General features: G+C 69.5%; 20 protein-coding genes. 9 read left to right on the forward strand and 11 right to left on the reverse strand.

Annotated elements, in window-relative coordinates; all coding sequences use genetic code 11:
- Positions 1–18: 18 nt before the first annotated feature.
- A complete protein-coding gene (locus tag AAFF27_26535; protein XAH23487.1) occupies positions 19–1,356 on the forward strand; it encodes a chloride channel protein in 1,338 nt (445 codons plus the stop codon).
- On the opposite strand, the gene AAFF27_26540 is transcribed toward AAFF27_26535, so the two are convergent.
- Positions 1,339–2,523: an MFS transporter gene (locus AAFF27_26540; protein ID XAH26337.1), complete on the reverse strand. Its 1,185-nt coding sequence runs from the start codon at positions 2,521–2,523 to the stop codon at positions 1,339–1,341. The two genes, AAFF27_26535 and AAFF27_26540, sit on opposite strands and share 18 nt — an antisense overlap.
- A gap of 228 nt (positions 2,524–2,751) precedes the next feature.
- Between AAFF27_26540 and AAFF27_26545 the strand changes: the two genes are divergently transcribed.
- Together AAFF27_26545 and AAFF27_26550 are read left to right on the forward strand one after the other, a co-directional pair.
- Positions 2,752–4,332 (forward strand): diguanylate cyclase, encoded by a 1,581-nt coding sequence (locus AAFF27_26545; GenBank protein XAH23488.1) that lies wholly within the window; start codon positions 2,752–2,754, stop codon positions 4,330–4,332.
- Between the two features lie 8 nt (positions 4,333–4,340).
- The gene (locus AAFF27_26550; protein XAH23489.1) at positions 4,341–6,314 is read left to right on the forward strand and encodes an ATP-binding protein; all 1,974 of its coding nucleotides are present in this window, start codon (positions 4,341–4,343) and stop codon (positions 6,312–6,314) included.
- Between the two features lie 108 nt (positions 6,315–6,422).
- On the opposite strand, the gene AAFF27_26555 is transcribed toward AAFF27_26550, so the two are convergent.
- Positions 6,423–8,426, reverse strand: a complete 2,004-nt coding sequence (locus AAFF27_26555; GenBank protein XAH23490.1) for an IPTL-CTERM sorting domain-containing protein — start codon at positions 8,424–8,426, stop codon at positions 6,423–6,425.
- A gap of 62 nt (positions 8,427–8,488) precedes the next feature.
- The gene (locus tag AAFF27_26560) at positions 8,489–11,806 is read right to left on the reverse strand and encodes an IPTL-CTERM sorting domain-containing protein (protein XAH23491.1); all 3,318 of its coding nucleotides are present in this window, start codon (positions 11,804–11,806) and stop codon (positions 8,489–8,491) included.
- A gap of 244 nt (positions 11,807–12,050) precedes the next feature.
- On the opposite strand from AAFF27_26560, the gene uvrA reads away from it, so the two are divergent.
- The gene (uvrA, locus tag AAFF27_26565) at positions 12,051–15,083 is read left to right on the forward strand and encodes an excinuclease ABC subunit UvrA (protein XAH26338.1); all 3,033 of its coding nucleotides are present in this window, start codon (positions 12,051–12,053) and stop codon (positions 15,081–15,083) included.
- 58 nt (positions 15,084–15,141) lie between these two features.
- Here the strand turns inward: uvrA and yjjJ are convergent, their stop codons facing one another.
- The 3 genes from yjjJ to AAFF27_26580 all read right to left on the reverse strand — a co-directional run bounded on the left by yjjJ (position 15,142) and on the right by AAFF27_26580 (position 17,903).
- Positions 15,142–16,446 carry a type II toxin-antitoxin system HipA family toxin YjjJ gene (gene yjjJ / locus AAFF27_26570; GenBank protein ID XAH23492.1) on the reverse strand — a complete coding sequence of 435 codons (1,305 nt, stop codon included), beginning with the start codon at positions 16,444–16,446 and terminating at the stop codon, positions 15,142–15,144.
- A gap of 85 nt (positions 16,447–16,531) precedes the next feature.
- Entirely contained in the window at positions 16,532–17,446 is a 915-nt protein-coding gene (locus AAFF27_26575) for an NAD(P)/FAD-dependent oxidoreductase (protein XAH23493.1), read from the reverse strand.
- A complete protein-coding gene (locus tag AAFF27_26580) occupies positions 17,436–17,903 on the reverse strand; it encodes an Rrf2 family transcriptional regulator (protein XAH23494.1) in 468 nt (155 codons plus the stop codon). The genes AAFF27_26575 and AAFF27_26580 overlap by 11 nt, the downstream gene beginning before the upstream one ends.
- A 126-nt stretch (positions 17,904–18,029) precedes the next feature.
- On the opposite strand from AAFF27_26580, the gene AAFF27_26585 reads away from it, so the two are divergent.
- The 3 genes from AAFF27_26585 to AAFF27_26595 all read left to right on the forward strand — a co-directional run bounded on the left by AAFF27_26585 (position 18,030) and on the right by AAFF27_26595 (position 19,297).
- Positions 18,030–18,506, forward strand: coding sequence for a peptidylprolyl isomerase (locus AAFF27_26585; protein ID XAH23495.1), 477 nt, complete (start codon positions 18,030–18,032; stop codon positions 18,504–18,506).
- 186 nt (positions 18,507–18,692) lie between these two features.
- Positions 18,693–19,055, forward strand: a complete 363-nt coding sequence (locus AAFF27_26590; protein ID XAH23496.1) for a translation initiation factor Sui1 — start codon at positions 18,693–18,695, stop codon at positions 19,053–19,055.
- Positions 19,056–19,066: 11 nt separating this feature from the next.
- Positions 19,067–19,297 (forward strand): DUF3820 family protein, encoded by a 231-nt coding sequence (locus AAFF27_26595; GenBank protein ID XAH23497.1) that lies wholly within the window; start codon positions 19,067–19,069, stop codon positions 19,295–19,297.
- A gap of 680 nt (positions 19,298–19,977) precedes the next feature.
- On the opposite strand, the gene AAFF27_26600 is transcribed toward AAFF27_26595, so the two are convergent.
- Together AAFF27_26600 and AAFF27_26605 are read right to left on the reverse strand one after the other, a co-directional pair.
- On the reverse strand, positions 19,978–20,391 hold the full coding sequence (locus tag AAFF27_26600) for a VOC family protein (GenBank protein ID XAH23498.1): 414 nt from the start codon (positions 20,389–20,391) through the stop codon (positions 19,978–19,980).
- A 78-nt stretch (positions 20,392–20,469) separates the two neighbouring features.
- Positions 20,470–21,540 (reverse strand): threonine/serine dehydratase, encoded by a 1,071-nt coding sequence (locus AAFF27_26605; GenBank protein XAH23499.1) that lies wholly within the window; start codon positions 21,538–21,540, stop codon positions 20,470–20,472.
- A 117-nt stretch (positions 21,541–21,657) separates the two neighbouring features.
- Here AAFF27_26605 and AAFF27_26610 point away from each other — a divergent pair, with 117 nt between their 5' ends.
- A complete protein-coding gene (locus AAFF27_26610; GenBank protein ID XAH23500.1) occupies positions 21,658–22,533 on the forward strand; it encodes a LysR family transcriptional regulator in 876 nt (291 codons plus the stop codon).
- A 110-nt stretch (positions 22,534–22,643) separates the two neighbouring features.
- Here the strand turns inward: AAFF27_26610 and AAFF27_26615 are convergent, their stop codons facing one another.
- The gene (locus AAFF27_26615; protein XAH23501.1) at positions 22,644–23,645 is read right to left on the reverse strand and encodes a tripartite tricarboxylate transporter substrate binding protein; all 1,002 of its coding nucleotides are present in this window, start codon (positions 23,643–23,645) and stop codon (positions 22,644–22,646) included.
- A 64-nt stretch (positions 23,646–23,709) separates the two neighbouring features.
- Positions 23,710–24,798: a tartrate dehydrogenase gene (locus tag AAFF27_26620; GenBank protein ID XAH23502.1), complete on the reverse strand. Its 1,089-nt coding sequence runs from the start codon at positions 24,796–24,798 to the stop codon at positions 23,710–23,712.
- A gap of 113 nt (positions 24,799–24,911) precedes the next feature.
- On the opposite strand from AAFF27_26620, the gene AAFF27_26625 reads away from it, so the two are divergent.
- On the forward strand, positions 24,912–25,838 hold the full coding sequence (locus tag AAFF27_26625; GenBank protein ID XAH23503.1) for a LysR substrate-binding domain-containing protein: 927 nt from the start codon (positions 24,912–24,914) through the stop codon (positions 25,836–25,838).
- Here AAFF27_26625 and AAFF27_26630 read toward each other — a convergent pair.
- Positions 25,820–26,509, reverse strand: coding sequence for a general secretion pathway protein GspB (locus AAFF27_26630; GenBank protein XAH23504.1), 690 nt, complete (start codon positions 26,507–26,509; stop codon positions 25,820–25,822). The genes AAFF27_26625 and AAFF27_26630 overlap by 19 nt on opposite strands.
- Position 26,510 lies beyond the last annotated feature (1 nt).

Below are 26,510 nucleotides of genomic sequence, written 5' to 3' on the forward strand. Positions count from 1 at the left end.
CGAGAATCCCGGGCAACCATGCGCGAGCACCCGAACTTCTGGCAGAGCGTCCAGGCTGAATTCTCCAGCTGGCGCCTGTGGCTGGACCGCAGCGTGGTGCTGGCCTATGCCATCGCCGCAGGCCTGCTGGTGGTGGCCTTCACCATGCTGAGCGAGGTGGCTTTTGGCCTGTTCCAGCGGGTCTACCACTGGAACTGGTGGGCCGTGCTGCTGTGGACACCAGCCTGGACGGCGGCGCTGGTCTGGCTCACGCGGCGCCATTTCCCCGGCGCGGCGGGCTCCGGCATCCCGCAGGTGATGACGGCGCTGGAGCCGTCCCTGCCCGAGGCGCAGCGCGGCCGCTTCGTCAGCCTGCGCCTGACCGTGGCCAAGATCGTGCTGTCTTCCGCCGCGCTGATGGCCGGGCTGTCGGTGGGCCGCGAGGGGCCTTCCGTGCAGGTGGCCGCAGGCGTGATGCAGCATGCGCGGCGCTGGTTGCGCAAGGGCTCGGGCATAGACCAGCATGCACTGCTGGTGGCCGGCGGCGCGGCCGGCATTGCGGCGGCCTTCAATGCGCCGCTGGCCGGCGTGGTGTTTGCCATCGAGGAGCTGTCGCGCAAGCTGGAGTCGCGCAACAGCGGCCTGATCATCGCGGCCATCGTGCTGTCGGGGCTGATGGCGGTGTCGGCCTTTGGCAACCTGACCTACTTCGGCGTGATCCGCGTGCCGCACCTGGGCTGGAATGCACTGCTGCCGGGCCTGCTGGTGACCCTGGTGGCGGCGGTGCTGGGCGGCCTGTTCTCGCGCCTGCTGGCCAACTCCATCATTGGCCGCTCGCCCGACCGCTTCAGCCGCTGGCGGGCGCGCTACCCGGTGCGCTTTGCGGCGGCAGGCGGGCTGGTGATTGCCATCATCGGCTGCGTCACCGGCGGTGGCACCTTTGGCGCGGGCTCGGAAGAGGTCAAGCAGATGCTGGCGGGCGACGCCCATGCGCCGGCCTTCTTCGTCACGCTGAAGTTCATCGCCACCTGGCTCACCGCCTGGTGCGGCGTACCGGGCGGCATCTTTGCGCCCTCGCTGTCGATTGGTGCCGGCGTGGGCCAGAACGTGGCACTGCTGACCGATGCCCACCTGGCGCCGGCGCTGATCGCCATGGGCATGGCGGCCTTCCTGGCGGCGGTGACGCAGGCGCCGCTTACGGCCTTCATCATCGTGATGGAGATGGTCGACGGCCACGCCATGGTGCTGAGCCTGATGGCCGCCGCCATGCTGGCCAGCCTGGTGTCGCGCATGCTGAGCCAGCCGCTGTACAGCGCGCTGTCGGAGCACATGCTGGCAGCAGCGGGGGGGCAGCCGCCTTCAGGGCCTCGGCACTGACACCGGCCGCAGGCCCCAGGTGACGGCCAGCCAGAGCAGGGACAGCAGCAGCGTGGCCGCGAACAGGCCCGTGGGGCCGGCGAACTTCACCAGCACCCCGCCCAAGGCACCGCCCGCGAACAGGCCCAGCGACTGCAGCGTGTTGTAGGCGCCCAGCGCCGTGCCGCGCAGCGCCGCTGGCGCCATGCGCGACACCAGGCTGGGCTGGCTCGCCTCCAGCACATTGAAGCCGCAAAAGAACACAAACATCAGCAGCCCCAGCCAGGCAATGCCCGGGCCGCCCTCGCCGCCCCATGCCGCCAGCAGCAGGCCCAGTTGCACCAGCGCCACCAGGACGACCGCGCCACGCAGCGCCGCGCGCAGGTGGCCGCGCCGCTCCAGCCGGAACAGGCCCAGGCCCATCACCAGAAAAGACGCCAGCACCGCCGGCAGGTAGACCCACCAGTGGTGCATCTTGTCCAGGCCGGCCTGCACCAGCAGGCCAGGCACTGCCACCCACATGGCCAGCTGGATGGTGTGCAGCGCAAACACGCCGGCATTGAGCCGCAGCAGGTCGCCATGGCGCAGCAACGCGGCCAGCGGCGCGCGCTCTGCGCTGCGGTGCAGGGCCGGCTCGGGCGGCACCCACCAGAGCACCACGGCCACGCCGGCCAGCGCCAGCCCCCCCGTCAGGCCAAACAGGCCCGGCAGCCCGGCCCAGGCCGCCAGCGGCGGTGCCGCCACCAGCGCCACGGCAAACATCAGGCCGATGCTGCCGCCGATCAGCGCCATGGCCTTGGTGCGCACCACCTCGCGCGTCTGGTCGGCCAGCAGCGCCGTCACCGCAGCCGATACCGCGCCGGCGCCCTGCAGCGCGCGGCCGGCCACCAGCCAGGGCAGGCTGGGCGCGAAGGCCGCGACAAAGCTGCCCAGCGCAAACACCAGCAGGCCAGCCACGATCACCCGCTTGCGGCCCAGCCGGTCAGAGGCGATGCCAAAGGGCATCTGCAAAAAAGCCTGGGTCAGCCCGTAGATGCCCATGGCCAGCCCGACCAGCGCCGGGTCGTCGCCGCCCGGGTACTTGCGCGCCTCCAGTGCAAACACCGGCAGCACCAGGAACAGGCCCAGCATGCGCAACGCGAAGATGGCCGCCAGCGCAGCACTGGCGCGGCGCTCCAGCGGCGTCATGGCAGAAGCAGGGCTGCGCGCGGCGGCGCGCGGGGGCACGGTGGAGGATGGCAAAGGCGGGGGGCTGGACACGGCAGGCGATGGCGGCAAGGCAATCGGGACGAAAGCGAAGACCGGCCCGCGGCGCCGCGGATCGGCGCCGGGCATTGTCTCCGATCACCGGCGCGCCACGCGCGGCACCCTTTCACAATAGTTACGTTTCGTAGCGAGCGTGCTGTAATCGCGCCCATGAGCGCAGCCCGAAGACTCCAAGGCGCCTGGAAGGATGCGGTCCAGGCCTGGGCGAGCGTGGGCGAGGCCCCGGCCGAGCTGGAGCGCTGGGCCGCCTTCATGCTGCACTGCGACCGGCTGCACAACCTGGCGCAAGAGCACGGCATGGCCGAGGTCGAACACGCGCTGGCGCCGCTGCTGCAACTGCTGGGCAACATCGCCGAGCCCGCAGACGCGGCCTATGCCCCGGCCCACCGGCTGGTGCCGGCCATCGCCGAGGCCGTGCACGGCGTCTATGACGGCAGCGGCCAGCTGCGCGCGGGCAGCGCCTCCGAGCGCGCGGCCCACGCCACCCCGACCGTGCTGGTGCTGAGCCGCGACGAGGCCGCCACCGAAGACCTGCTGCTGCAAATGGAGCACTACGGCTACCGCGTGCTGCGCGAGCCCGATGCGCAGCGCGGCCTGGCCACCGCCGCAGCGCAGCGGCCACTGGCCGTGATCGTCGACCTGACGCAGGGCTTCGAGCCCGCCGCGCCCATCGTCGCCGAGCTAACCCGCCTGGGCCTGCCCTGGTGCGCCCTGGCACGCCAGGGCGACTACGCGCTGCGGCTGCAGGCGGTGCGGCAGGGCGCGCTGTTCTTCTTCCTGGCGCCGCTGTCCATCGACACCCTGGTGGAAGTGCTGGACCCGCTCGCCTACCCGCAGCAGGAAGCCCCCTACCGCGTGCTGGTGCTGGACGACTCGCGCACCGTGCTGGCCAGCGTGCGCCAGGCGCTGCGGCCCTATCCGCAACTGCACCTGGGCGTGCTCAGCCGGCCCGAGCGCGTGCTGGACGTGCTCAACTACTACTGGCCCGACGTGCTGCTGCTGGACTTCCACCTGCGCGACTGCACCGGGCTGGAGGTGGCGCGCATCATCCGCCAGCACAAGGCCTTTGAATCCATTCCCATCGTCTACCTCACCAGCGAAACCCGCGAGGCCATGCAGCAAGAGGCCATGCGCCACGGCGGCGACGACTTCCTGATCAAGCCGGTGGGCCGGGAGCAGCTCTTCCACACCGTGCTGCACAAGGCACGGCGCTACCGTGGCCTGCGCAAACTCATGGTGGAAGACAGCCTGACCGGCCTCTACAACCACGTAAAGACCAAGTCGCTGCTGCAGCAGAGCCTGGCGCAGGCCGAGCGCCAGCGCGTGCCGCTGTGCTACGCCATCCTGGACATAGACCACTTCAAGCGCGTCAACGACGGCTACGGCCACGCCATCGGCGACAAGGTCATCAAGGCCCTGGCGCGGCACCTGCGCCAGCACCTGCGCGACGCAGACATCGTCGGCCGCTATGGCGGCGAGGAGTTCGTGGTGGTGCTGCGCGGCTGCACGCCCGAGCAGGCCCAGCGGCGGCTCGACGCCCTGCGCGAGAGCTTTGGCCAGCTCTACCACGCCTATGACGACGGCATCTTCGTCAGCACCTTCAGCGCCGGCATTGCCCACTACCCGGCCTGCGGCTCCATGACCGGGCTCATGGCCGCCGCCGACGCCGCGCTCTACGCCGCCAAGCGCGCAGGCCGTAACCAGGTACTGATGGCCGATACGGCAGACTGACAAAACCCATGGCCCTGCAAGACACCGCCGCCCCCCCATCGCCGCTGAGACCCCGGCGCATCGGCGCGTGGTGGTGCGCAGCAGCCTTGTGCCTGCTGCCCGTGCTGTGCCTGCCCGCCCTTGCCGCAGACGGCACAAACGGCAGCGACCCGGCCCCCCTGCACCTGCAGCAGGCCCGCCTGGTGGCAGAGCCCGGCGCCGGCTGGGACGCGCCGGCCACGCCCCCGGCCGCGCTGCTGGCCCCCGATGGCGCCGCCTGGGAGAGCGTGGCCCTGCCGCACGCCCGCCCGCGCAGCCTGGCCAAGGCCAACACCACGCTGAACGAGCCGCCCGAAGTCGTCTGGTACCGGCTTGAACTGCCGGCGGGCGCTGCCGGGCCCGGGCCGTTCTTCTACCTGCCGCGCTGGCAGACCATGGGCAACATCGCCATCTATGCCGACGAGCGGATGGTCTACCGCTCGCGCGGCAGCCTCTTGTGGAACGGCTTCAACCGCCCGCTGTGGCTGCCACTGACCGAGGCCGCACAAAGCCCCACGCCCCGCACGGTGCTGGTGCGCATGGCCAACCTGCCCGGCGTCGGCGGCGCGCTGTCCAGCGCCTGGGTGGGCAGCGAGCAGGCGCTGCAATGGCGCTACCGCGTGCGCTCCCTGCTGCAGACCGACCTGATCACGGTTGCCTCGGGCACCTTCGCGACCATAGGCCTGTTCTCTTTTGCCGTGTGGTGCGTGCGGCGGCGCGAAACCCTCTACCTGCTGTTCTTTACCACCGCAGTCGCCCAGGCGCTGCGCACGCAGCAATTCATCATCGGCAACGAGGCGCCGCTGCTGCCCGACGCCCTCTTCGGCTGGGTGACAGCGAATGCGGTGAACTGGTGGATCAGCTGCGTCTACCTGTTCACCATGCGCGTGCACGGCAAGACACTGCCCTGGGTGGAGCGCGGCCTCGTCACCACAGTGGCCGCCGTGTCCCTGGCCACGCTGCCGGGGCTGGGGCTGCGGCCCGAGACCATGTTGCCCCTGCTCTACCTGATGAATGCGGCACTGGCGGTGACCGTGGCGCTGACGGGCCTGTGGGTATCGCGGCGCAGTGGCTCGCGCGCCGGGCTGGTGCTGAGCATCTGGTTCGCGCTTGCCGTGCCGGCCGGCATCCACGACATACAGCTGGCCAACTACCGCCTGCCGATCGAGCGGCTGTACCTTGCGCCCTATGTGTCGATTGGCCTGTTCAGCATCTTCCTGGTGATCCTGTACCAGCGCTACATAGGCGCCCTGCGCTCGGTGCAAGCCGCCAACGCGCAGTTGGGCGTGCGCCTGGCCGAGCGCGAGCGCGAACTGGCCGCCAGCTACGCCCAGCTGCAGGCGCTGGAGCACCAGCGCACGCTGGACGCCGAGCGCCAGCGCCTGATGCAAGAGATGCACGACGGCATAGGCTCCTCGCTCATCAGCGCGCTGCACCTGGCCGAAGGCGGGCGGCTGCACGAGGCCGACATGACGCGCCTGCTCAAGGAGTGCATCGACGACCTGAAGCTCTCCATCGACTCGCTGGAACACTCGGGCACCGACCTGCTCAGCGTGCTGGCGGCCCTGCGCTTTCGGCTGGCGCCGCGCCTGGAAGCCGCCGGCCTGGCGCTGCGCTGGCGCGTGGTGGACGTGCCCCCGCTCACCTGGCTCGACCCGCAGAGCGCAAGGCACATCCTGCGCATCCTGCAAGAGGTGCTGGCCAACATCCTCAAGCACAGCGGCGCGCAGCGCATAGAGATCGCCACCGGCAGCACGGCCGAAGGCGACGTGCTGGTCTGGGTGCACGACAACGGCGTGCCGCACCACGCCATCGAACCCGCCCCGCCCGGCTACAGCAAGGGCCTGGCCAACGTCCGCAACCGCGCCCAGGCACTGGGCGCGCACTGCAGCTGGAGCGTGGAAGAAGGCGGCAACCTGTTCGAGTTGCGCCTGCCGGCGCGGGGCGCCATACCGGCAGGCTGAGCTTGTGGCGACGGCAAGCCGTGAATCTTGCCAAAAAGTGCCTCCAGCCCAGTACTCACCTGGGCTAATAGCTACACATTCAATAGCACCACCTTAGCGGCAGCCCCGCTACCGGCGGCGCGGCACCCCCTGCCGCCAGGCCATGCCGCCCAGCAACAGCGCCAGCAGCATCAGCCCCCATTGCGATAGCGTGGGGATGCTGGTCACGCCCGCGCCGGGCACGGCGGCGGCCAGGGCCGGGGCGAAGGGGTCGCTGATCTGGCCGACAGTGGCGTCGCTGTCGCCCACGCCGTTGTCGTTGATGGTGTAGCTCACCGTCATGCGGTCGCCGCTGAGCGTGGCGCCGGTCCATTCGAACCAGGTCGATTCAGCCGCCCCGGCAGCCGCCGGGCCGTACTTCCAGAACTGCACGCTGGCCGGCAGCGGCGTGGGGTAAGTCAGGTTCAGCGTCAGCGTCGAGCCGGCGTTGCAGCCCGTGGCCTGGAAGCTGAACTGGCCGTAGGGCAACTGCCGGCCTTCAGGCACGCTGCTGGCCGCGCCAAAGCCTGCGCCCGGCGCCAGCGTGCAGCCCACGCCGCCGCCGGTGAGCACAGCCGTGGCATTGCCGGCCATGCCGGGCACTGTGGTGGTGGCGCTGCTGAAGGGCGTAGCCGTGGCGGAGGCCGAGGCCGCGCTGATGCCCGCCGCATTGCGCGCAGTCACCGTGAAGTTGTAGAACTGCCCCGCCGTCAGGCCCGTGACGCTACAGCTGAGCGCCGGCGCCGTCGCGGTGCACGCAGCCCCGCCAGGGCTGGCCGTGGCGGTGTAGACCAGCCTCAGGCTGCCACCGCTGTTGTCCGGCGCGCTCCACTGCACCATGGCCTGCAGGTTGCCCGCCGTGGCGCTGATGGCCGGGGGCGGGCCGGGGGCGTCCACCAGATGCAGGACGGTGGCAAGGCCGGTGCTACCGTCCCGGAAGGCCAGGATGGGGCGCCCGCCTGCGAATGCCAGCGAGTTGTAGAGCACTGCATTCACCGAGGCGCTTGCTGCGCCTACCGGTTGCCAAAGGTTGTTGGCGTCATTCAAGCGCATCACCGTGGCCTTGTAGCTGTTGCCAGCGTCCTGGTACGCCACATAGGGCTTGCCGTCCGGGCCAAAGGCCAGCGAGAGGTAGGACGCCGTCCCCGCCGAGAACCTCGTATTGCCCACCGCCTCCCAGCCCGTGCCAGCCGCGTTCAAGCGCATCACCGTGGCCTTGCCGCCGCCGTTGTCGTCCCCGTACGCCACGTAGGGCTTGCCGTTCGGGTCGAAGGCCAGCGAGACGGAATCCGCGAAGCCTGCAGAGAACCCCGTCCCGCCCACCACCTCCCACGTGTCATCGTCCCTCAGGCGCATCACCTTGATCCTGAGGCTTTCCATGTACACCACATAGGGCCTGCCGCTTGGACCCGGAGAGACAGCGAGGGAGATGACGAACGCCTTCGCCGACAGCCCAGTCTCTGCTGCCTCCCAAGCGTCGGAGCCGTTCCAGCGCATGGCCCTGGCGTTGCCGCCGTTGTCCCGATACGCCAGATAGGGCGTGCCGTCCGGGCCAAAGCCCAGCGAGGTGTAGAGCGCCAAGCCTTCCTCAGAGAACCTTGGTGACCCCACCGGCCCCCAGCTCTGGGAAGCCTCGTCCCAGCGCATCACCGTAGCCCTGGGGAGGACGCTGGTGGCATCGCCGTCCTGATACGCCACATAGGGCACGCCATTCGGGCTGAAGGCCAGCGAGAGGTAGGCCGCCCTGCTGTCGGAGAACCCCGCCGTTCCCACCACCTCCCAGCCCGTGCCCGCCGTGTTCAGCCGCATCACCGTGACCTTGCTGCCGTTAGGCCCGTCCTGGTACGCCACATAGGGCCTGCCGTCCGGACTGACGGCCAGCGAGGGGTACATCGCGTCGCCTACCGAGACCCCCTCTTTGCCCCCGGCCTGCCAGGGCTCCCAGGCTTCCGCTTGCGCCGCCATGCCGGTAGCCAGCAGCAGGCAGGCCAGCAGGGCGCGCAGTGCCCTGGCAAGGGTGATCCAGGCCAAGACGGCCGGCAACGGAGCCGCCCGGTGGCCCGGTGCGACAAGGGCGATAGGGGGATGCGTCATGGCAGGCAGGTTTCCGTCAGACGGGCGGGCAGGAGAAAGGCCAGAAAACACGCAGGCCCGGCTCATAGGCCTGCCTTCACACGGCGCGGCACCCCTTGCCGCCAGGCCATGCCGCCCAACAGCAGCGCCAGCAGCATCACGCCCCATTGCGACAGCGTGGGGATGCTGGTCACGCTCGCGCCGGGCGCGGCCAGCAGCAGCGGGATGAACGGGTCGGTGATGGTGCCGGGCGTGGTGGTGTCGCTGTCGCCCTCGCCGTTGTCCACCACCGTGTAAGTCACCGTCTGGCTGTTGTTGCTTAGCTGCAGGCTGCTGGGGGTGAACCAGCTGGCTGCGGCCCCCTGGCTCCGCGGGCCGTACTTCTGCAAGCTGAGACCGGCCAGGCTTTGCGGGTAGGTGACGCTGACGCTGAGCGTGGCCCCGGCGCAGCCGGTGGCGGTAAAGCGCAGCACGCCCAGCGGGGCGCTGGCACCTGCGGGCGCGCCGGCCGGGATGGTGCTGTCTATGGTCAGCGCACCCAGCGTGCAGCCCGGAGGCCCGCCACTGATCACCACGCTGGCATTGCCCGCACCATTGCCCGGCAGCGGCACGCTGGGGTTGCCCAGCGCCTGCGGTGTCGCCTGCACCGGGGCCGAGGCATCGCCTGTGCCCACGGCATTGCTGGCCTGCGCGGTAAAGGCGTAGGTCGTTCCATTGGTCAGGTTGCCCACGATGCAGGCCAGCGCTGGCGCTGTGGCCGTGCAGGTGCCCAGCGCAGCCGCGCCTTGCACGTAGGGCGCTGCATAGGCCGTGGCGGTGTAGCCCGTCACTGGGCTGCCGCCATCGTCGGCGGGGGGCGCCCAGCCTACACGTACGACGCTGTCGCCGGGGGGGACGGTGACGCTGGTGGGCACGCTCGGTGCCTGGGCCGCCTTGGCAAACAGCGGCTTCGAGCCAATGCCATTGACCACCGCGCGCAGCGCATACCAGCCTGCGGGCAGCGGTGTGAGCAGCGGCTGCGAGCTGTAGCTGGTGTCAGTGGAGCTGGCAGGCGCCAGCCAGGCGATTGCACTGTTGTCCAGCCGCTGCAACTGCAGCAACGGCAGGTTGTGCGCCTCGCCGCGCGTGCCGCCGCCGGCCTCGCTGTCGCCGTGCAGCCGGGTGCCGGTGAGGGCGATGGCGGTGCCCGGTTGCAACACCGGGCTGGCGAGGCTGGTCAGGATCGGCCTGCGGTCATCGGCCACGCCCTGGTCTTCCTGGTACAGCTCGGCACTGGCGAGGGAACTGCCGCTGTTGTATCCACCCGCGACCAGCACCTTGCCGCTGGGCAGCAGCGTGGCGCTGTGGTCGTAGCGCGCCGCGGCCGGGGTGCCCGCAGCACTCCAGGTCTTGCTGGCCGGGTCGTACAGCTCTGCGCTGGCGAGGGCGCCGCCGCCGTTGGCTCCGCCGGCGACCAGCAGCTTGCCACTGGGCAGCAGCGTGGCGCTGTGGTCGTAGCGCGCCGTGGCCAGGTTGCCCGCAGCGCTCCAGCTATTGGTGCCCGGGTCGTACAGCTCGGCGCTGGCGAGGAGGCCGCTGCCGGATCCGCCGGCGACCAGCACCTTGCCGCTGGGCAGCAGCGTGGCGCTGTGCGCCTGGCGCGCAGTGATCAGGTTGCCCGCTGCGCTCCAGCTATTGGTGCCTGGGTCGTACAGCTCGGCGCTGGCGAAGGTGCCGCCATTGTTTCCGCCAGCGACCAGCACCTGGCCGCTGGGTAGCAGCGTGGCGCTGTGGTAGTAGCGCGCCGTGGCCAGGGGGGCCGCAGACCTCCAGGTATTGGTGGCCGGGTCGTATAGCTCGGCGCTGGCGAGGGTGCTGCCGTTGCTGGCTCCGCCAGCGACCAGCACCTGGCCGCTGGGCAGCAGCGTGGTGCCGTGGTTGGAGCGCGCAGTGATCAGGTTGCCCGCAGCGCTCCAGCTATTGGTGCCCGGGTCGTACAGCTCGGCGCTGGCGAGGAGGCCGCTGGTGTTGTTGTATCCGCCGGCGACCAGCACCTTGCCGCTGGGCAGCAGCGTGGCGCTGTGGCGGTAGCGCGCCGTGGCCAAGGGGCCCGCAACACTCCAGGTATTGGTGGCCGGGTCGTACAACTCGGCACTGGCCAGATAGCCGGCGCTGCCGACGCTGCCGATGCGTCCGCCGGCGACCAGCACCTTGCCGCTGGGCAGCAGCGTGGCGCTGTGGTAGTAGCGCACCGTGGCCAGGGGGGCCGCCGCGCTCCAGGCACTGGTGGCCGGGTCGTATAGCTCGGCGCCGGCGAGGTAGCTGCTGTTGCTGTTGAATCCGCCGGCGACCAGCACCTTGCCGCTAGGCAGCAACGTGGCGCTGTGGTTGTAGCGCGCCGTGGCCAGGGTGCCCGCAGAACTCCAGCTATTGCTGGCCGGGTCTGGGTCGTACAGCTCGGCGCTGGTGAGGTAGCCACCGCCGCTGTCGATTCCGCCGGCGACCAGCACCTTACCGCTGGGCAGCAGCGTGGCGCTGTGGAGATGGCGCGCCGTGGCCAGGGGGCCCGCAGCACTCCAGCTATTGCTGTCCGAGTCAGGGTCATATAGCTCGGCGCTAGCGAGGGCGTTGCTGCCGTTGTTTCCACCCGCGACCAGCACCTTGCCGCTGGGCAGCAGCGTGGCGCTGTGCCAGTAGCGCGCCGTGGCCAGATTGCCCGCAGCACTCCAGCTATTGCTGTCCGGGTCCGGGTCGTACAACTCGGCGCTGGTAAGGGGACTGCTGCCGTCGAATCCGCCCGCAACCAGAACCTTGCCGCTGGGCAGCAGCGTGGCGCTGTGCGCCTGGCGTGCCGTGGCCAGGGGGCCCGCGGCACTCCAGGTATTGTTGGCCGGGTCATACAGCTCCGCGCTGACGAGTCTGTCGCTGCTATTGCGTCCACCGGCGACCAGCACCTTGCCGTTGCGCAGCAGCGTGGCGCTGTGGTCGCGGCGCGCCGTGACCAGGTTGGCCGCGGCACTCCAGGTATTGTTGGCCGGGTCATACAGCTCGGCGCTGTCGAGGTAGCTGCCGTTGTATCCACCCACGACCAGCACCTGGCCGCTGGGCAGCAGCGTGGCGCTGTGGCGGTAGCGCGCCGTGGCCAAGTTGCCCGCAGCGCTCCAGGTATTAGTGGCCGGGTCGTACAACTCGGCGCCGGCGAGGGGGCTGCCGTTGTTGTTGGACCCCCCCACGACCAGCACCTTGCCGCCGGGCAGCAGCGTGGCGGTGTGAGAGTCGCGCGCCGTGGCCAGGTTGCTGGCCGCCGCCCAAGCGGGTTGCGCCAGCGCCTGCCCCGGCAGGCAGGCCCCCAGCCAGGCCAGCAGGACCAGGGCGACAGCAAGCCAGCGGCGTGCCAGAAGGGCATAAGGGGCGCAGTGCATCAGGGCATCTCTTTCAATTGCCCCGCCACTCTAGGGATTCGTTGCGTTTAGCAACATCCCTGAAACTAGGTAATTTGTGCCCCGGCACAGGTCGGCCTGTGCTTCTTCAGCGGCCACCCGGGCGGCGCCACGCCCCCGCTGCGCGGGCGCTTGACTATCATGGTGGGTTGTCCTGCACACGCCCCCACGCGCCCCGCTCTTGAACTCCTTCACCGACGACGACGCCCCACGCCCGGCTGACGGCATGTCTGCCAGGGAAGGGGCCTACCTGGCCCGCGCGCTGCGCGAGCAGCGCATCAGCATCCGGGGGGCGCGCACGCACAACCTGAAGAACATCGACCTGGACATTCCGCGGCACGAGCTGGTGGTGATTACCGGGCTGTCGGGCTCGGGCAAGTCGAGCCTGGCCTTTGACACGCTGTATGCCGAGGGCCAGCGGCGCTATGTGGAGAGCCTGTCGGCCTACGCGCGGCAGTTTCTGCAGCTGATGGACAAGCCCGATGTGGATGTGATCGAGGGCCTGTCGCCCGCCATCAGCATCGAGCAGAAGGCCACCAGCCACAACCCGCGCTCTACCGTGGGCACGGTGACCGAGATCCACGACTACCTGCGCCTGCTCTACGCCCGCGCCGGCACGCCCTACTGCCCCGACCACCATGTGCCGCTGCAGTCGCAGACCGTGTCGCAGATGGTGGATGCGGTGCTGGCGCTGCCGGCCGAGACGCGGCTGATGGTGCTGTGCCCGATGGCGCGCGGGCGCAAGGGCGAATTTGCCGATCTGTTTGCCGGCATGCAGGCGCAGGGCTATGTGCGCTTTCGGGTGGATGGCGTGATCTACGAGCACGAGAATCTGCCGGCGCTCAAGAAGACCGAGAAGCACGACATCGACGTGGTGATAGACCGCGTCAAGGTGCGCGCAGAGAGCGAGCCGCAGGCGCGCGCCGAGTTCCGCCAACGCCTGGCCGAGAGCTTTGAGGCCGCCCTGCGCGTGGGCGGCGCCGATGGCGCGGGCCGCGTGATTGCGCTGGAGATGGATGGCGGCGCCGAGCACCTGTTCAACGCGCGCTTTGCCTGCCCGATCTGCAGTTGGTCGATTGCCGAGCTGGAGCCGCGCCTGTTCTCGTTCAACTCGCCCGCTGGCGCCTGCCCGGCCTGCGACGGCCTGGGCGTGCAAGAGGTGTTTGACCCGCAGCGGGTGGTGGCCTTCCCGTCGCTCAGCATGGCTTCGGGCGCGGTCAAGGGCTGGGACCGGCGCAACGCCTTCTACTTCTCGATGCTGGAGAGCCTGGCCGCGCACTACGGCTTTGGCCTGGACACGGCCTATGAAGACCTGGCGCCCAACTTCCAGCAGGTGCTGCTGCATGGCTCGGGCACGGAAGAGATCAAGTTCAGCTACACGCTGGAGTCCGGCCCGCAGAGCGGCAAGAAGGTGAGCAAGAAGCACCCCTTCGAGGGCATCATCCCCAACATGCAGCGGCGCTACCGCGAGACCGACTCGGCCGTGGTGCGCGAGGAACTCACGCGCTACCGCAGCACCCAGGCCTGCCCGGTGTGCCACGGCGCGCGGCTGCGGGTAGAGGCGCGGCACGTGAAGATCGGCGAGGGCGAACAGGCCCGCCCGATCCAGGACGTGAGCCACATGACGCTGCGCGACGGCCAGGCCTGGTTTGCCGCGCTGCGCATGTCGGGCGCCAAGGCCGAGATCGCCAGCAAGATCGTGCGCGAGATCGGGCTGCGGCTGAAGTTTTTGAACGACGTGGGCCTGAACTACCTGAGCCTGGACCGCAGCGCAGAAACCTTGTCTGGCGGCGAGGCCCAGCGCATTCGCCTGGCGAGCCAGATCGGCTCGGGCCTGACCGGCGTGATGTACGTGCTGGACGAGCCCAGCATTGGCCTGCACCAGCGCGACAACGACCGCCTGATCGACACCCTGAAGCACCTGCGCGACCTGGGCAACAGCGTGATCGTGGTCGAGCATGACGAAGACATGATCCGCGCCGCCGACCACGTGATCGACATGGGCCCGGGCGCCGGCGTGCACGGCGGGCGCGTGATGGCGCAGGGCACCTGCGCCGAGGTCGAGGCCAACCCCCATTCCCTCACCGGCCAGTACATGTCCGGCGTGAAGAAGATCGCCGTGCCCACGCGCCGCACGCCCTGGCTGCCAGTGCTGCGCGAAGCCGCCCCACCTGAGACCAAGGCATCGAAGAAAACCGGCAAGCCCAGCGCCGCCGCACTGGCCTGGGCCGAGCGCCAGGCCGCGCACCAGGCCACGCAGGGCGACCTGCAGGCGCTGCGCGTGGTCAACGCCACCGGGCACAACCTGCGCGGCGTGACGGTCGAGTTCCCGGTGGGGCTGCTGACCTGCGTTACCGGCGTGTCGGGCTCGGGCAAATCCACGCTGGTGAACGACACGCTGTATGCGGCGGTGGCGCGCCAGCTCTACCGTGCCCATGAAGAGGCGGCGGAGCACGAGGCGATCGAAGGCATGGAGCACTTCGACAAGGTCATCAACGTCGACCAAAGCCCCATCGGCCGCACGCCGCGCAGCAACCCCGCGACCTACACCGGCCTGTTCACGCCGATCCGCGAGCTGATGGCAGAGACCAATATGGCCAAGGAGCGCGGCTACGGCCCGGGGCGCTTCAGCTTCAACGTGGCGGGCGGGCGCTGCGAGGCCTGCCAGGGCGACGGCGTGGTGAAGGTAGAGATGCACTTTCTGCCAGATGTGTACGTGCCCTGCGACGTGTGCCACGGCCAGCGCTACAACCGCGAGACGCTGGAGGTGCAGTGGAAGGGCCGCAACATCGCCCAGATCCTGGACATGACGGTAGAGGCCGCGCACGATTTTCTGCAGGCCGTGCCCACCATTGCGCGCAAGCTGCAGACGCTGCTGGACGTGGGCCTGAGCTATATCAAGCTGGGCCAATCTGCCACCACGCTGTCGGGCGGCGAGGCGCAGCGCGTAAAGCTGGCGCTGGAGCTATCCAAGCGCGACACCGGCCGCACGCTCTACATCCTGGACGAGCCCACCACCGGCCTGCACTTTGCCGACATCGACCTGCTTTTGCGCGTGCTGCACCAGCTGCGCGACGCGGGCAACACCATCGTCGTGATCGAGCACAACCTGGACGTGATCAAGACCGCCGACTGGGTGATAGACATGGGCCCCGAAGGCGGCGCCGGCGGCGGCACCGTGGTGGGCCAGGGCACGCCAGAAGACATCGCCGCCAACCCGGCCAGCCATACCGGGCGCTATCTGCAGCGCCTGCTTTGATTATTCAAAAATCATAGCTACTAGCCCAGGCTGTACCTGGGCTAGAGGCCTATTTGGCTCATATTTTTTGCAGGTTGCCCGCCGCAATGGCGCGAAAGCCGTCAGAGATGCGCGCGTCTGCCGCCGCTGCCTGCCAGAACAGCGCCGCCAGCGCGCGTGCCTGCTCCCAGGCCGGCAGCGTGGCCGCCGTGGGCTGCAGGCCGCGCGCGGCAAAGTCGCGCGGCACCAGCTCGCCACCCACGGGCGCATAGAGCATGGGCAGCATGTCGTAGGTGGGGGACAAGGCCCAGTCGTCGTCGTCCAGCAGCAGCGAGATGTTGCCGTAGTGCCGGTCGGTGTTGGCGATGAGGATGCCGTAGGCCTCCAGCAGGCGCAGGTGCGCGGCGTCGGCCGGGGTGAGCAGGCGGCGCGCCTCCATGCGGCCGGCGGTGGCGGCCCAGTTGTCCATCTCGCCGATGTATTCAGAGTCATAGACCAGCAGCGACACCATGCCGATGCGGCCCTGCGCCGTGCGGTCGAAGCGGTCGGCCTGCAAGAACACGCGGCCGGCGCTGCTGCTGATTTGCGTGCGCGCGGCGGGCAGGCCGGCGTGGGCCAGGGTTTGCAGCGCCAGGTGCTCGCACACCAGCAGGTCGCGCAGGCGCTGCTCGACCGGGCTCTGGCCGGCGGGCGAGAACTTCACGATGACATGGCGGCCATCGACGATGGTGCAGAACTTGGGCTGCTCGCCGCCGGCCGAGGAGCCCGACAGCGTGCCCTGCATGGCCTGCTCGGCCAGGCGCGGGTAGTCTGCCGCCGAGGCCACGCGCGAGGCGCGCGCCGGCAGCGTGTGAAAGCGCTGGAACGCGGCCTCGCCCACCACCAGGTTGCCGGGCAGGTCGTCGCCAAACAGGGCCAGGGCGCGCAGCACGTCGTCGTCGCTCCAGTGGCGCGGGTCGGCGCCCAGTTGCAGCTCGGGGTGCGCATGGGCAAAGGTGCGGCCCATGAAGCCCTGCGGCCGCATGTCGTTCAGGAACCAGGGCAGGCCGTCGTGGCGCTGGCTCAGGCCGTCGGCCTCGTCGACCCAGATGCCGCCGCCCTGCAGCGGCACCATGCGCGCGAAGGGGCTGGCTTGGCCTTGGGCGTCTATGCGCATCACCGGCACCTCTCGCCCCAGGCCGGCGATGCTGCGCGGCAGCAGGTAGCGCTGCGAGCGCGCCGCGCCGGCCTTTTGCACCTCGCCCGAGCGCAGCAGCGGCGCCAGCGCGCGCGACACCGTGGGCTGGCTTACGCCCAGCAGCTCTTGCAGCTCGGCGCTGGACAGCACGCCGCCGCTGCGGCGCAGGGCCTGCAAGAGCTTGGGGGCCAGGGCAGGAATGGTCATTGAATTGATAGATGAATAGATATTTCTTTTAAAAATACCATCAAATCAATAGTTTGCAAGCACTGGCGAATGGATACCGCAGCAATCATCCGCCGTGCTGGGCATCCTCTGCGACCAGGTTCTGGTGCAGCCCAATGCCCGCCGCCGCGCCGTCGGCGCAGGCAAAGCTGATGCTGTGCGGGGCGCGGGCCAGGTCGCCTGCGGCGTAGACGCCGGGCACGGAGGTGAGCTTCCAGGCGTCGGTGCGCAGCACGGGGCCAAGGGGCGTGTCGTTCAGCGCGCAGCCCAGTTGCCCGGCCAGCGGGCTGGTGATGCGCACGCCCATGCCCACAAACAGCGCACGCAGGGCCACCAGGCGCCCGTCCTGCAGGCGCACGCCATCCAGCGCCGGCGCCGCCCCTTCCAGTGCCAGCACCGGGCTGGCCTCCACCGTGACGCGGCGCCGGGCCAGCAGTGCGCGGGCCTCTTCGTCCAGCTCGACCAAGCCCTGGGTGAACAGGGTCACCTCGCCCCATTCGGCCACCAGCGATGCCTGGTGCGCCGACATAGGCCCGGCAGCCAGCACGCCGATGGCGCCGCCGCCAATCTCGTAGCCATGGCAATAAGGGCAGTGCAGCACGCTGCGGCCCCAACGCTCGCGCAGGCCGGGCAGCTCGGGCAGCACATCGGCCACGCCGGTGGCCAGCAACAGGCGCCGGCCCTCAAAGCGCGCGCCGGCCTCGGTCTGCACACTGAAACCAGCACCACCGGGCTCGGCAGAACTGACCGTGGCCTGCTGCAGGGACACGCTTGGGTAGGCCCGCAACTGCTGCGCCGCCGTGACCAGGATGTCGGCGCCGGGGCGGCCGTCTTGCGCCAGCACGCCGTGGGCATGCGCGGCAAAGCGGTTGCGCGGCCGCCCGGCATCCAGCACCAGTACCCGGCGCCGGGCACGCCCAAGCTGCAGGGCCGCGGTCAGGCCGGCAAAGCTGCCGCCCACGATGATGGCGTCATAGGTCATGGGGTTTCCCTTGTGGGTGATCGTGGTGGTGGTGGTGCGCGCCATGCAACTGCATGCGCTGGTGGAAATCAGCCGACAGGTCGGCCAGCGTGATCTGCGCCAGCCGCGTGCTCAGCAGCGCGTCGGCGGCCTGCAGGCTGCCCTGCAGCGCCCGCTGCACGGCCTGCTCCACCAGGCATTCGGGCGGGGGCGCTTCTGCTGCGGCGTCTTCCTCCACCGCCATCTGCACGTCCAGCAGCGTGACCGAGGCCAGGTCCCGCGCCAGCACCCAGCCGCCGCCATGGCCGCGCTCGGACACGACAAAGCCCGCCTCGCGCAGGCCGGCCATGGTGCGCCGCACCACCACCGGGTTGGTGTGCAGGCAGACCGCCAGCGCCTCGGAGGTCATGGGCCCGCCCTGCTCGGCCATGTGCAGCAGGGCGTGCAGCACATTGGACAGGCGGCCTTGGTGTTTCAAGTAACTTCTCATGTTGCGTGATTTTAGGCACCGTGGGCAAAACCCTGCCGCGCCTGCGGCCATGGGCCAGATCGCGCGCAAGCGAAAATGGCGGTTTTGCTTCTGTCATCCGAAAGCCGCGCCGCCATGAAAATCACCAAGGACACCGCCGTCACCCTCCGCTTCAAGGTCGCGGACGCCCAGGGCAAGCTGATCGAGCAAAGCTCGGAGCCCACCGTCTACCTGCACGGCGGCTACGACAACACCCTGCCCAAGATCGAAGAAGCGCTGGAAGGCAAGGAAGCCGGCTACGCCGTGACGCTGGCGCTGGAGCCCGAAGATGCCTTTGGCGTGCGCGACGAGTCGCTGGTGCGCACCATCCCCAAGAGCGAGTTCCCGCCCGGCGTGAAGGTGGGCGGCCAGCTGCAGGGCGTGACCGATGGCGGCGAACCGCACATCTTCCACGTGATGAAGATCAAGGGCCCCGTGGTGCACCTGGACGGCAACCACCCGCTGGCGGGCAAGTCGCTGCGTTTTGGCATCACGGTGACGGATGTGCGTGCGGCATCGGCCGAAGAGATCGCCCACGGCCATGTGCACGGCGAGCACGGACATCATCATTGAGGGATTCCCCCAGGCTGCGCGAAGGGGGCACATCCAGCGGCCTGGCAAAGCCAGTTCCGCAGATGTCTGCGTATGGCCTGCTCCGCGGCCTTCTGCGCCCCGCGCCCGGTTCTTTTTTGATAACTAGAAGCCCAGGTGCAGTCTGGGCTAAAGGCATATTTCGTTCATATTTCTGTTCTGCGCACCATGCGACACCGTGACGGCCCTGGCGGCCTGGTTTACTCCACCGATGCGGGCCGCATGTGCCCGGACTGCCGCCAGCCGGTGGCGCAATGCGTGTGCAAGGCGCAGGCGGCGGTGCCGCGTGGCGACGGCACGGTGCGCGTGTCTTACGAGACCAAGGGCCGTGGCGGCAAGGGCGTGACCCTGGCGCGCGGCATACCGCTGGCGGCCGACGCGCTGGCCGCGCTGGGCAAGCAACTGCGCAGCGCCTGCGGCGCCGGCGGCACGGTAAAAGACGGCACGGTCGAGGTCCAGGGCGACCACCGCGACACGGTGATCGCCGCGCTGCAAAAGCAGGGCTACACCGTCAAGCGCGCGGGCGGGTAGATAGGCTGAACATGCAGCCCGAAGACCTCGAAAAACTCGTCACCCGCGAGATGCCCTTTGGCAAGCACAAGGGCTGCGTCATCGCCGACCTGCCGGCCAACTACCTGCACTGGTTTGCACGCGAAGGCTTCCCGCCCGGCGAGATCGGCCGGTTGCTGGCGCTGATGTTCGAGATCGACCACAACGGGCTGATGGACTTGCTGAAGCCGCTGCGCGCGGGCGCCCGACGGCCGCCGCGCTAGCGCACTAACGCGCCTGCTGCGCCGGGTCGTACCAAGTCGCCTTCTGTGCCTTGAAGGCGGCCTCGCATTGCGCACGCGCGGCCTTGCGTGCGGCGCTGCCGGCCGGGTGTGCCGCCTGGGCCTGCTTGCGGCCGGCGGATGCCTGCTCGGCATGCGCCTTGCGGGCTTCCTGCCAACGGCGCAGGCGGACAGCCGAACAGCCAACAGCCGGCCCCCACCCCAGCCCTCCCCCAGCGGGGGAGGGAGTAATGCAAAGGCCGAGCGAAGCGACGGCCCGACTGGCAGTCCCGGGTCCCCTCTGTGGCGTTGAGGAGCGCAGGAGTCGGCAGGTTGCCCGCAGCGAAGCGAAGGGACGGCGAGGACTGTTTGAGCGCAGCGAGTTCCGCAGCCGCCTGCCGATTCCGAGCACCGCAAAGCAGTCCGGCAAAGCCGGACCGCCACAGTGGGGTCGCCTTCTCTTTGGTGACTTTCTCTTGGCGACCACAAGAGAAAGTTACTCGCCCGCCGGGGCGAACTCCCGGCACCCGCCGCCCGCAAGGCACACAGCGCAGGGATATCTCAAAGACCTTGAGAAAGGGATGGTTCTCAGACCCGACGAATCCCGCGGGACCTCCCATCCAGCCCAAACCCAACGATCGCCCCCGGGCCAACGGGCGTGAGTAGTTAAGCCAGCCACGCAATCAAGTCGCGTACACCGCCTCCAAATCCCGGAAGCCCTTGATCTCGATCGGATTGCCAAACGGATCAAGAAAGAACATGGTCCATTGCTCGCCCGGCTGGCCTTCGAAGCGCGACTGCGGCGGCAGCACGAATTCGGCGCCGGCGGCCGTCAGCCGATCGGCCATGGCCTTCCATTCGGGCAGCGCCAGGATCAGGCCAAAGTGCGGCATGGGCACCAGCTTGTCGCCCACGTGCCCGGTGGGCGCGGTGCTGAAGGGCTGGCCCAGGTGCAGGGATATCTGGTGGCCGAAGAAGTCGAAGTCGACCCAGGTGTCGGTGCTGCGGCCTTCGCGGCAGCCGAGCAGGCTCCCGTAGAAATGCCGGGCGCGGTCCAGGTCGGTGACGTTGAAGGCGAAGTGGAAGATGGAGGGCATGGGGCGGGTTCTGGATGTGTGGGTTTTTTGGAAGGGTCCGTGGTCCAGCGAAGTGGTGTTCTGGCGCATGCTGATGCTTCAGCGTGCGTCGCCCTGGATGATCTGGCCGAGCAGTGGCAGATCGATGTTGCCGCCCGAGAGCACCAGCACCGCATCGCGCCCGTCCAGGCGCAGGTGGCCGGCCAGCAGCGCGGCCAGGGCCACGGCGCCGCCGGGCTCGACCACCAGGTGCAGCTCTTCCAGCGCAAAGCGCAGCGCGGCGGCCACTTCGTCGTCGGTGACGGCCACGGCCTGGCTCAGGAAGCGCCGGTTGATCTCGAACGGCAGCTCGGCCGGCGTGACGGCTTGCAGCGCGTCGCACAGAGTGGTGGCGCCAGCAGCATTGGTCTCGCGCTGCCCGCTGTGCAGCGAGCGCACCGTGTCGTCAAAGCCGGCCGGCTCTGCCGCCACCAGGCGCGTGCCGGGCCGCAGCGCATCGATCACCAGGCCGCAGCCGGCGATCAGGCCGCCACCACCGCAGGGCGCAGCAAAGGTGCCCAGGTTGTTGAAGGCCTCTTGCGGCAGATCGCGCAGCGCCTCCAGGGCCACCGTGCCCTGCGCCGCCAACACGGCCGGGTGGTCGCCCGGGGGCACCAGCGTGCCGCCGGTCTCGGCCAGCAGGCGCATGCCAATGGTTTCGCGGCTCTCGCGGGTGCGGTCGTACTGCACCACGCGCGCGCCCTGGCTGGCCGCGCGCTGCACCTTGTTCTTGGGCGCATCAACCGGCATGACGATGGTCGCCGCCACGCCCAGTTGCTTGGCGGCCCAGGCCACGGCCTGGCCGTGGTTGCCGGTGGAATAGGCCACGACGCCGCGCGCGCGCTCTTCAGGCGACAAGGCCAGCAGCGCATTGAAGGCGCCACGCGCCTTGAACGAGCCGGTGACCTGCAGGCTCTCGGCCTTGAGCCAGACCGGCGCGCCGGCGATGGCGTCGAGCCGGGGCGAGCGCAGCAGCGGCGTGCGGCGCACATGCGGCGCGATGGCGGCAGCGGCGAGCTCCACGTCCGCAAAGCTCGGGACCCGCATCAGGCCCAGCATTTCATGCTGGATGGATTCCGCGGGCCGGGTGCGGACAGGGGCGGGGGCCGGGGTGTTCTGGAGGGCAGGCATGGGGCGGTTCGTGGGGGCGCGATCGATGGCAAATGCCGTCAAATCTTATGGTGCATTTTTTATGTAAATACAAAACTTTCTCGGACAATGCATGAAATTCTCTTATGTAATTTCGCCATGATCCGCTACCTCAACACGCTGGCCGCCGTGGCCCGCTACGGCACCTTTGCTGCGGCCGGCGACCGCGTGGGCCTGACGCAGTCAGCCGTCAGCATCCAGATGCGCCGGCTGGAAGAGGCGCTGGGCATAGAGCTGTTTGACCGCAGCGGGCGCAGCGCCGTGCTGAACGAGGCCGGGCGCCGCGCGCTGGTGCATGCCGAGCAGATCGTGCTGCTGTTCGGCCAGATGTCCCAGGGCGTGGCCGACGCCGAGCTGACCGGCACCCTGCGCGCGGGCGCCATCACCACCGAGCTGCTGGGCGATGTGGTCGGCGCCATGGCCGCCTTCCGCAAGCAGTTCCCCAACGTGGAGGTGCACCTGACGCCGGGCGCATCGGTGGACCTGATCGCCATGGTGGAAAAGCAGTTGCTCGACTGCGCGTTGATCGTCAAGCCGGCCTACCCGCTCGAAGGCCCGCTGCACTGGCGGCCCCTGCGGCAAGAGCCCTTTGTGCTGATCACGGCACAGGGCGAGAAATCCAGCGACGTGCCCTGGCTGCTGGCCAACCGCCCCTTCATCCGCTACGAGCGCCACTCACACGGCGGCAGCCTGGTCGAGCGCTTCTTGAAGCGCAAGAAATACGCGCTGAAAGAAGCCATGGAAACCGACTCGGTCGAGGCCATAGGCCTGCTGGTGGCGCGCGGCATAGGCATTGCCATCACCCCCCGCACGCCGGCGCTGAAGGTGCTGGGGCTCAAGCTGCGCCAGATTGAGCTGGGCGCGGACACCTTCTACCGCGAGATCGGCCTAGTGGAGCGCGCGGACAATCCGCGTGCGCATTTGAATGGGGATTTTTGGCGGGCGTTGACGGAGAAGACGGCGGGCGTGCCCTAGTGTCGCGTCAAGCATGATCTGCCGGTGTGCGCTTGCCCTCGCCGCGCATCGCTGCGTTGCACGCCGATGCCTTCGCACCCATCCGTCACCTCACGCTTGACGCGGCGACACTAGTCGATCACCACCTTGCCATCCCGCACCAGCGCGGCGAACTTGGCGGTCTCCTCCGCAATCTGCTGCGCCATCTGCGCCTGCGTATTGCCCAGCGGCTCGGCACCTATGGCCTGCATGCGCTGCGCAAAGTCGGGCGAATGGATGATCTTCACCATCTCGGCGTTCAGCCGCGCCACAACGTCGGGCGGCGTGGCGGCCGGCGCCAGCACGCCAAACCAGGTGCCGATGTCAAAGCCCTTGAGCCCCGCTTCTTCCAGCGTGGGCACATCCGGCAGCACCGAAGAACGCTTGGCGGTGGTGACCGCCAGCGCGCGCAGCTTGCCGCTCTTGATGTGCTGCAGCACCGGCGTGATGGTGTCGAAGGACATCGCCACCTGGCCGCCCAGCAAATCGACCGTGAGCGGGCCGCTGCCCTTGTAGGGCACGTGCAGCAGTTGCACGCCGGTGCTGGCCTGGAACTGCGTGCCAATCAGGTGCTGCGCCGTGCCGTTGCCGTTGGAGCCATAGGCCAGCTCCTTCGGTGAATCCTTGGCAAAGGCCAGCAGCTCCTTCACATTGCGCGCCGGCGTGAGCGCAGCGTTGACGACCAGCACGTTGGGCACCATGGCCACCGTGGTGATGGGCGCCAGGTCTTTCTGGAAGTCGTAGGGCAGCTTCTTGTAGACGCTGGTGGCTATCGTGTGGTGCACCGCGCCCATCAGCAGCGTGTAGCCGTCTGGCTTGGCCTTGGCGACATAGTCGGCGCCCAGCGTGGCGCCGGCGCCGGGCTTGCTCTCGACGATGACCGGCTGGCCGATGCTCTTGGTCAGCGCGTCGGCCAGCGCACGGGCCAGCACGTCGGTGGTGCCGCCCGATGGGAAGGGCACGACCAGGCTGATCGGCCGGCTCGGCCAGCCGGCCTGCGCCATGGCCAGCGTGGAAGAAAGCCCCAGCGCCAGCACGGCGGCGCGCAGCACACTGCGGCGCAAGGGGTTTCCATGGGATGAATGGATGGGCATGGTTTGTCTCCTGTCCTTGTTGTATTGCCGGGAATACGCGGCCGGCATACCGCGCGGGGGAAACCTAAGCCGCCATGCGCTGCGGCAGTGCGGCCAGGTGCGCACACACGGCGCGCGTGACCTGCTCGGTGGTGGCGCTGCCGCCCAGGTCCCGGGTGTGCAGCGCGGGGTTGGCGGTGACCTGCTCCACGGCCTGCATCAGGCGCTGCGCGGCGGCGGGCTCGCCCAGGTGCTCCAGCATCATCACCACCGACCAGAAGGTGCCGACCGGGTTCGCCAGGCCCTTGCCCATGATGTCGAAGGCCGAGCCGTGGATGGGCTCGAACATGCTGGGGTAGCGGCGCTCGGGGTCGATGTTGCCGGTGGGCGCAATGCCCAGGCTGCCAGCCAGCGCGGCGGCCAGGTCGCTCAGGATGTCAGCGTGCAGGTTGGTGGCAACTATGGTGTCGAGCGTGGCCGGGCGGTTGACCAAGCGCGCGGTGGCGGCGTCGACCAGTTCCTTGTCCCAGGCCACATCCGGGAACTCTTTGCTGATCTGCACGGCGATCTCGTCCCACATCACCATGGCATGGCGCTGGGCGTTGCTCTTGGTGATCACGGTCAGCAGCTTGCGCGGCCGCGACTGCGCCAGCTTGAAGGCGAAACGCATGATGCGTTCCACGCCGGCGCGGGTCATCATGCTGACGTCGGTCGCGGCCTCGATCGGGTGGCCCTGGTGCACGCGGCCGCCCACGCCGGCGTACTCGCCCTCGGAGTTCTCGCGCACGATGACCCAGTCCAGGTCCTGCGGGCCGCAGCGCTTGAGCGGGCCGTCGATGCCGGGCAGGATGCGCGTGGGCCGCACGTTGGCGTACTGGTCAAAGCCCTGGCAGATCTTCAGGCGCAGGCCCCACAGCGTGATGTGGTCGGGGATGTGCGGGTCGCCGGCGGAGCCGAACAGGATCGCGTCCTTGTTGCGCAGCGCATCCAGGCCGTCGGCCGGCATCATCTCGCCATGCGCGCGGAACCAGTCGCCGCCCCAGCCGAAGTCCTCGAACTCGAAGCGCAGCCGGCCATCGGCCGCCGCCAGCGCCTCCAGCACCTGGCGGCCGGCGGGCACCACCTCCTTGCCAATGCCGTCGCCCGGGATGGTCGCTATGCGGTAGGTCTTCATGCTGTCCTCTGTGGATATGGCTGTCGAAAGCTGCACTGTAGGATCGGCACGGCGATTTGATTCATGGCAGAAGTGAATCCATCCTTAACTTCAATTCAACAATCCGCACCACCATGACCGACCCCATCCAGGCCGCCGATCTGGGCTTTTTTGCCGCGCTGGCGGGCGCTGGCAGCCTGAGCGCAGCGGCGCGCGAGCTGGGCGTGACCACGCCGGCCGTGAGCAAGCGCCTGGCGCAGATGGAGGCGCGGCTGGGCATTGCGCTGGTCAACCGCAGCACGCGCCGCATGGGCCTGACGCCCGAGGGCGAGCTGTACCTGGAGTACGCGCGCCGCATCCTGGGCGAGATCGACGACCTGGCCCAGTTGCTGGGTAATGCGCATTCAGAGCCGCAAGGCCTGCTGCGGGTCAACGCCACGCTGGGCTTTGGCCGCAGCCACGTGGGCGCGGTGATCTCGAAGTTTGCGCGCCGCCATCCGCAGGTAGAGGTGCAGCTGCAGCTGTCGGTCAACCCGCCGGCGCTGACCGACGATGCCTTTGATGTCTGCATACGCTTTGGCGCGCCACCCGAGGCGCGCGTGATCGCCCGGCGCATTGCGTCGAACCGGCGCCTGCTATGCGCCGCACCCGCCTACCTGGCGCGCGCCGGCACGCCCAAGACGCCGCACGACCTGGTGCGGCATGCCTGCATCGGCATCCGCCAGGGCGACGAGGCCTATGGCGTCTGGCGCCTGACCCACGGCCGCGGCACTGCGCAGCACACCGAAGCCGTCAAGACACGCGGCATGCTGGCCACCAACGACGGCGAGATCGCAGTGCACTGGGCGCTCGAAGGCCACGGCATCTTGATGCGGGCTGAGTGGGACATTGCCCGCCACCTGAAAAGCGGCCGGCTGGTGCAGGTGCTGCCGCAGTACCGCACGCCGGATGCAGACATCTACGCCGTCTACCCGCAGCGTCACCAGATGTCGGCGCGGGTGCGGGCCTTTGTGGATTTTTTGGCGGCGGCGCTGTCGCGCGGTCAGTACCCCACCGCGTAGCGGTAACCCCTGAAGCGCAGCACCGCCTGCTGCGCCTCGATCTTCTCCAGCACCACGCCGGGCGCGGCGGTGTCGCCCTCGTGCAGCACCTGGCCGTTGACGATCACCATGCGGTAGAGCGGGTTGGCCGAGTAAGTCGCGCCGCTGAAGGCCAACGCGGGCAGCTGCTGGCGCACGGCGTCGGGCAGCTCGCGCAGGGCCAGCACGCGTGGCTGCGCCGGGGCGGGCGCAGGGGCCGGCGCAGGGGCGGCAGGCGCGACGGCAGCGGGCCGTTTCTCTTCCCGCGTGGCGGCCGGGCGCTGTTGCAGCGGCGGCGGGGGCGCCTTGGCTGCGGCGGGCGCGCTGGGCTCGGCGGCCGGGGCAGGAGCCGGTGCGGGCAGCACCGGCGGCGCTGCTGGAGCCGGGGCCGGCAGTGCCGCCGGCGCCTCGGCCGGGCGCGTGGCCAGCACCACGGCGGGCGGCGGCGCGGGCCGTAGCCAGAGCCACCAGGCAGCGGCGGCCAAGGCCGCCACGGCCAGTGCGCCGATGGCGCCAGCCGCCAATGCGCCACGGCGTGCCGGGGGCGTGGGGGCGGCACCGGCCGGCAGGGCTTGCGCGGTGTGCAGGCCGGGCACGGCGCCGCGCCCGCGTTCGGCGTCGGCGCGACGCAGGGCGTCGAGGATGTAGGACATG

The organism is Xylophilus sp. GW821-FHT01B05, assembly GCA_038961845.1.
GTDB lineage: Bacteria > Pseudomonadota > Gammaproteobacteria > Burkholderiales > Burkholderiaceae_C > Xylophilus.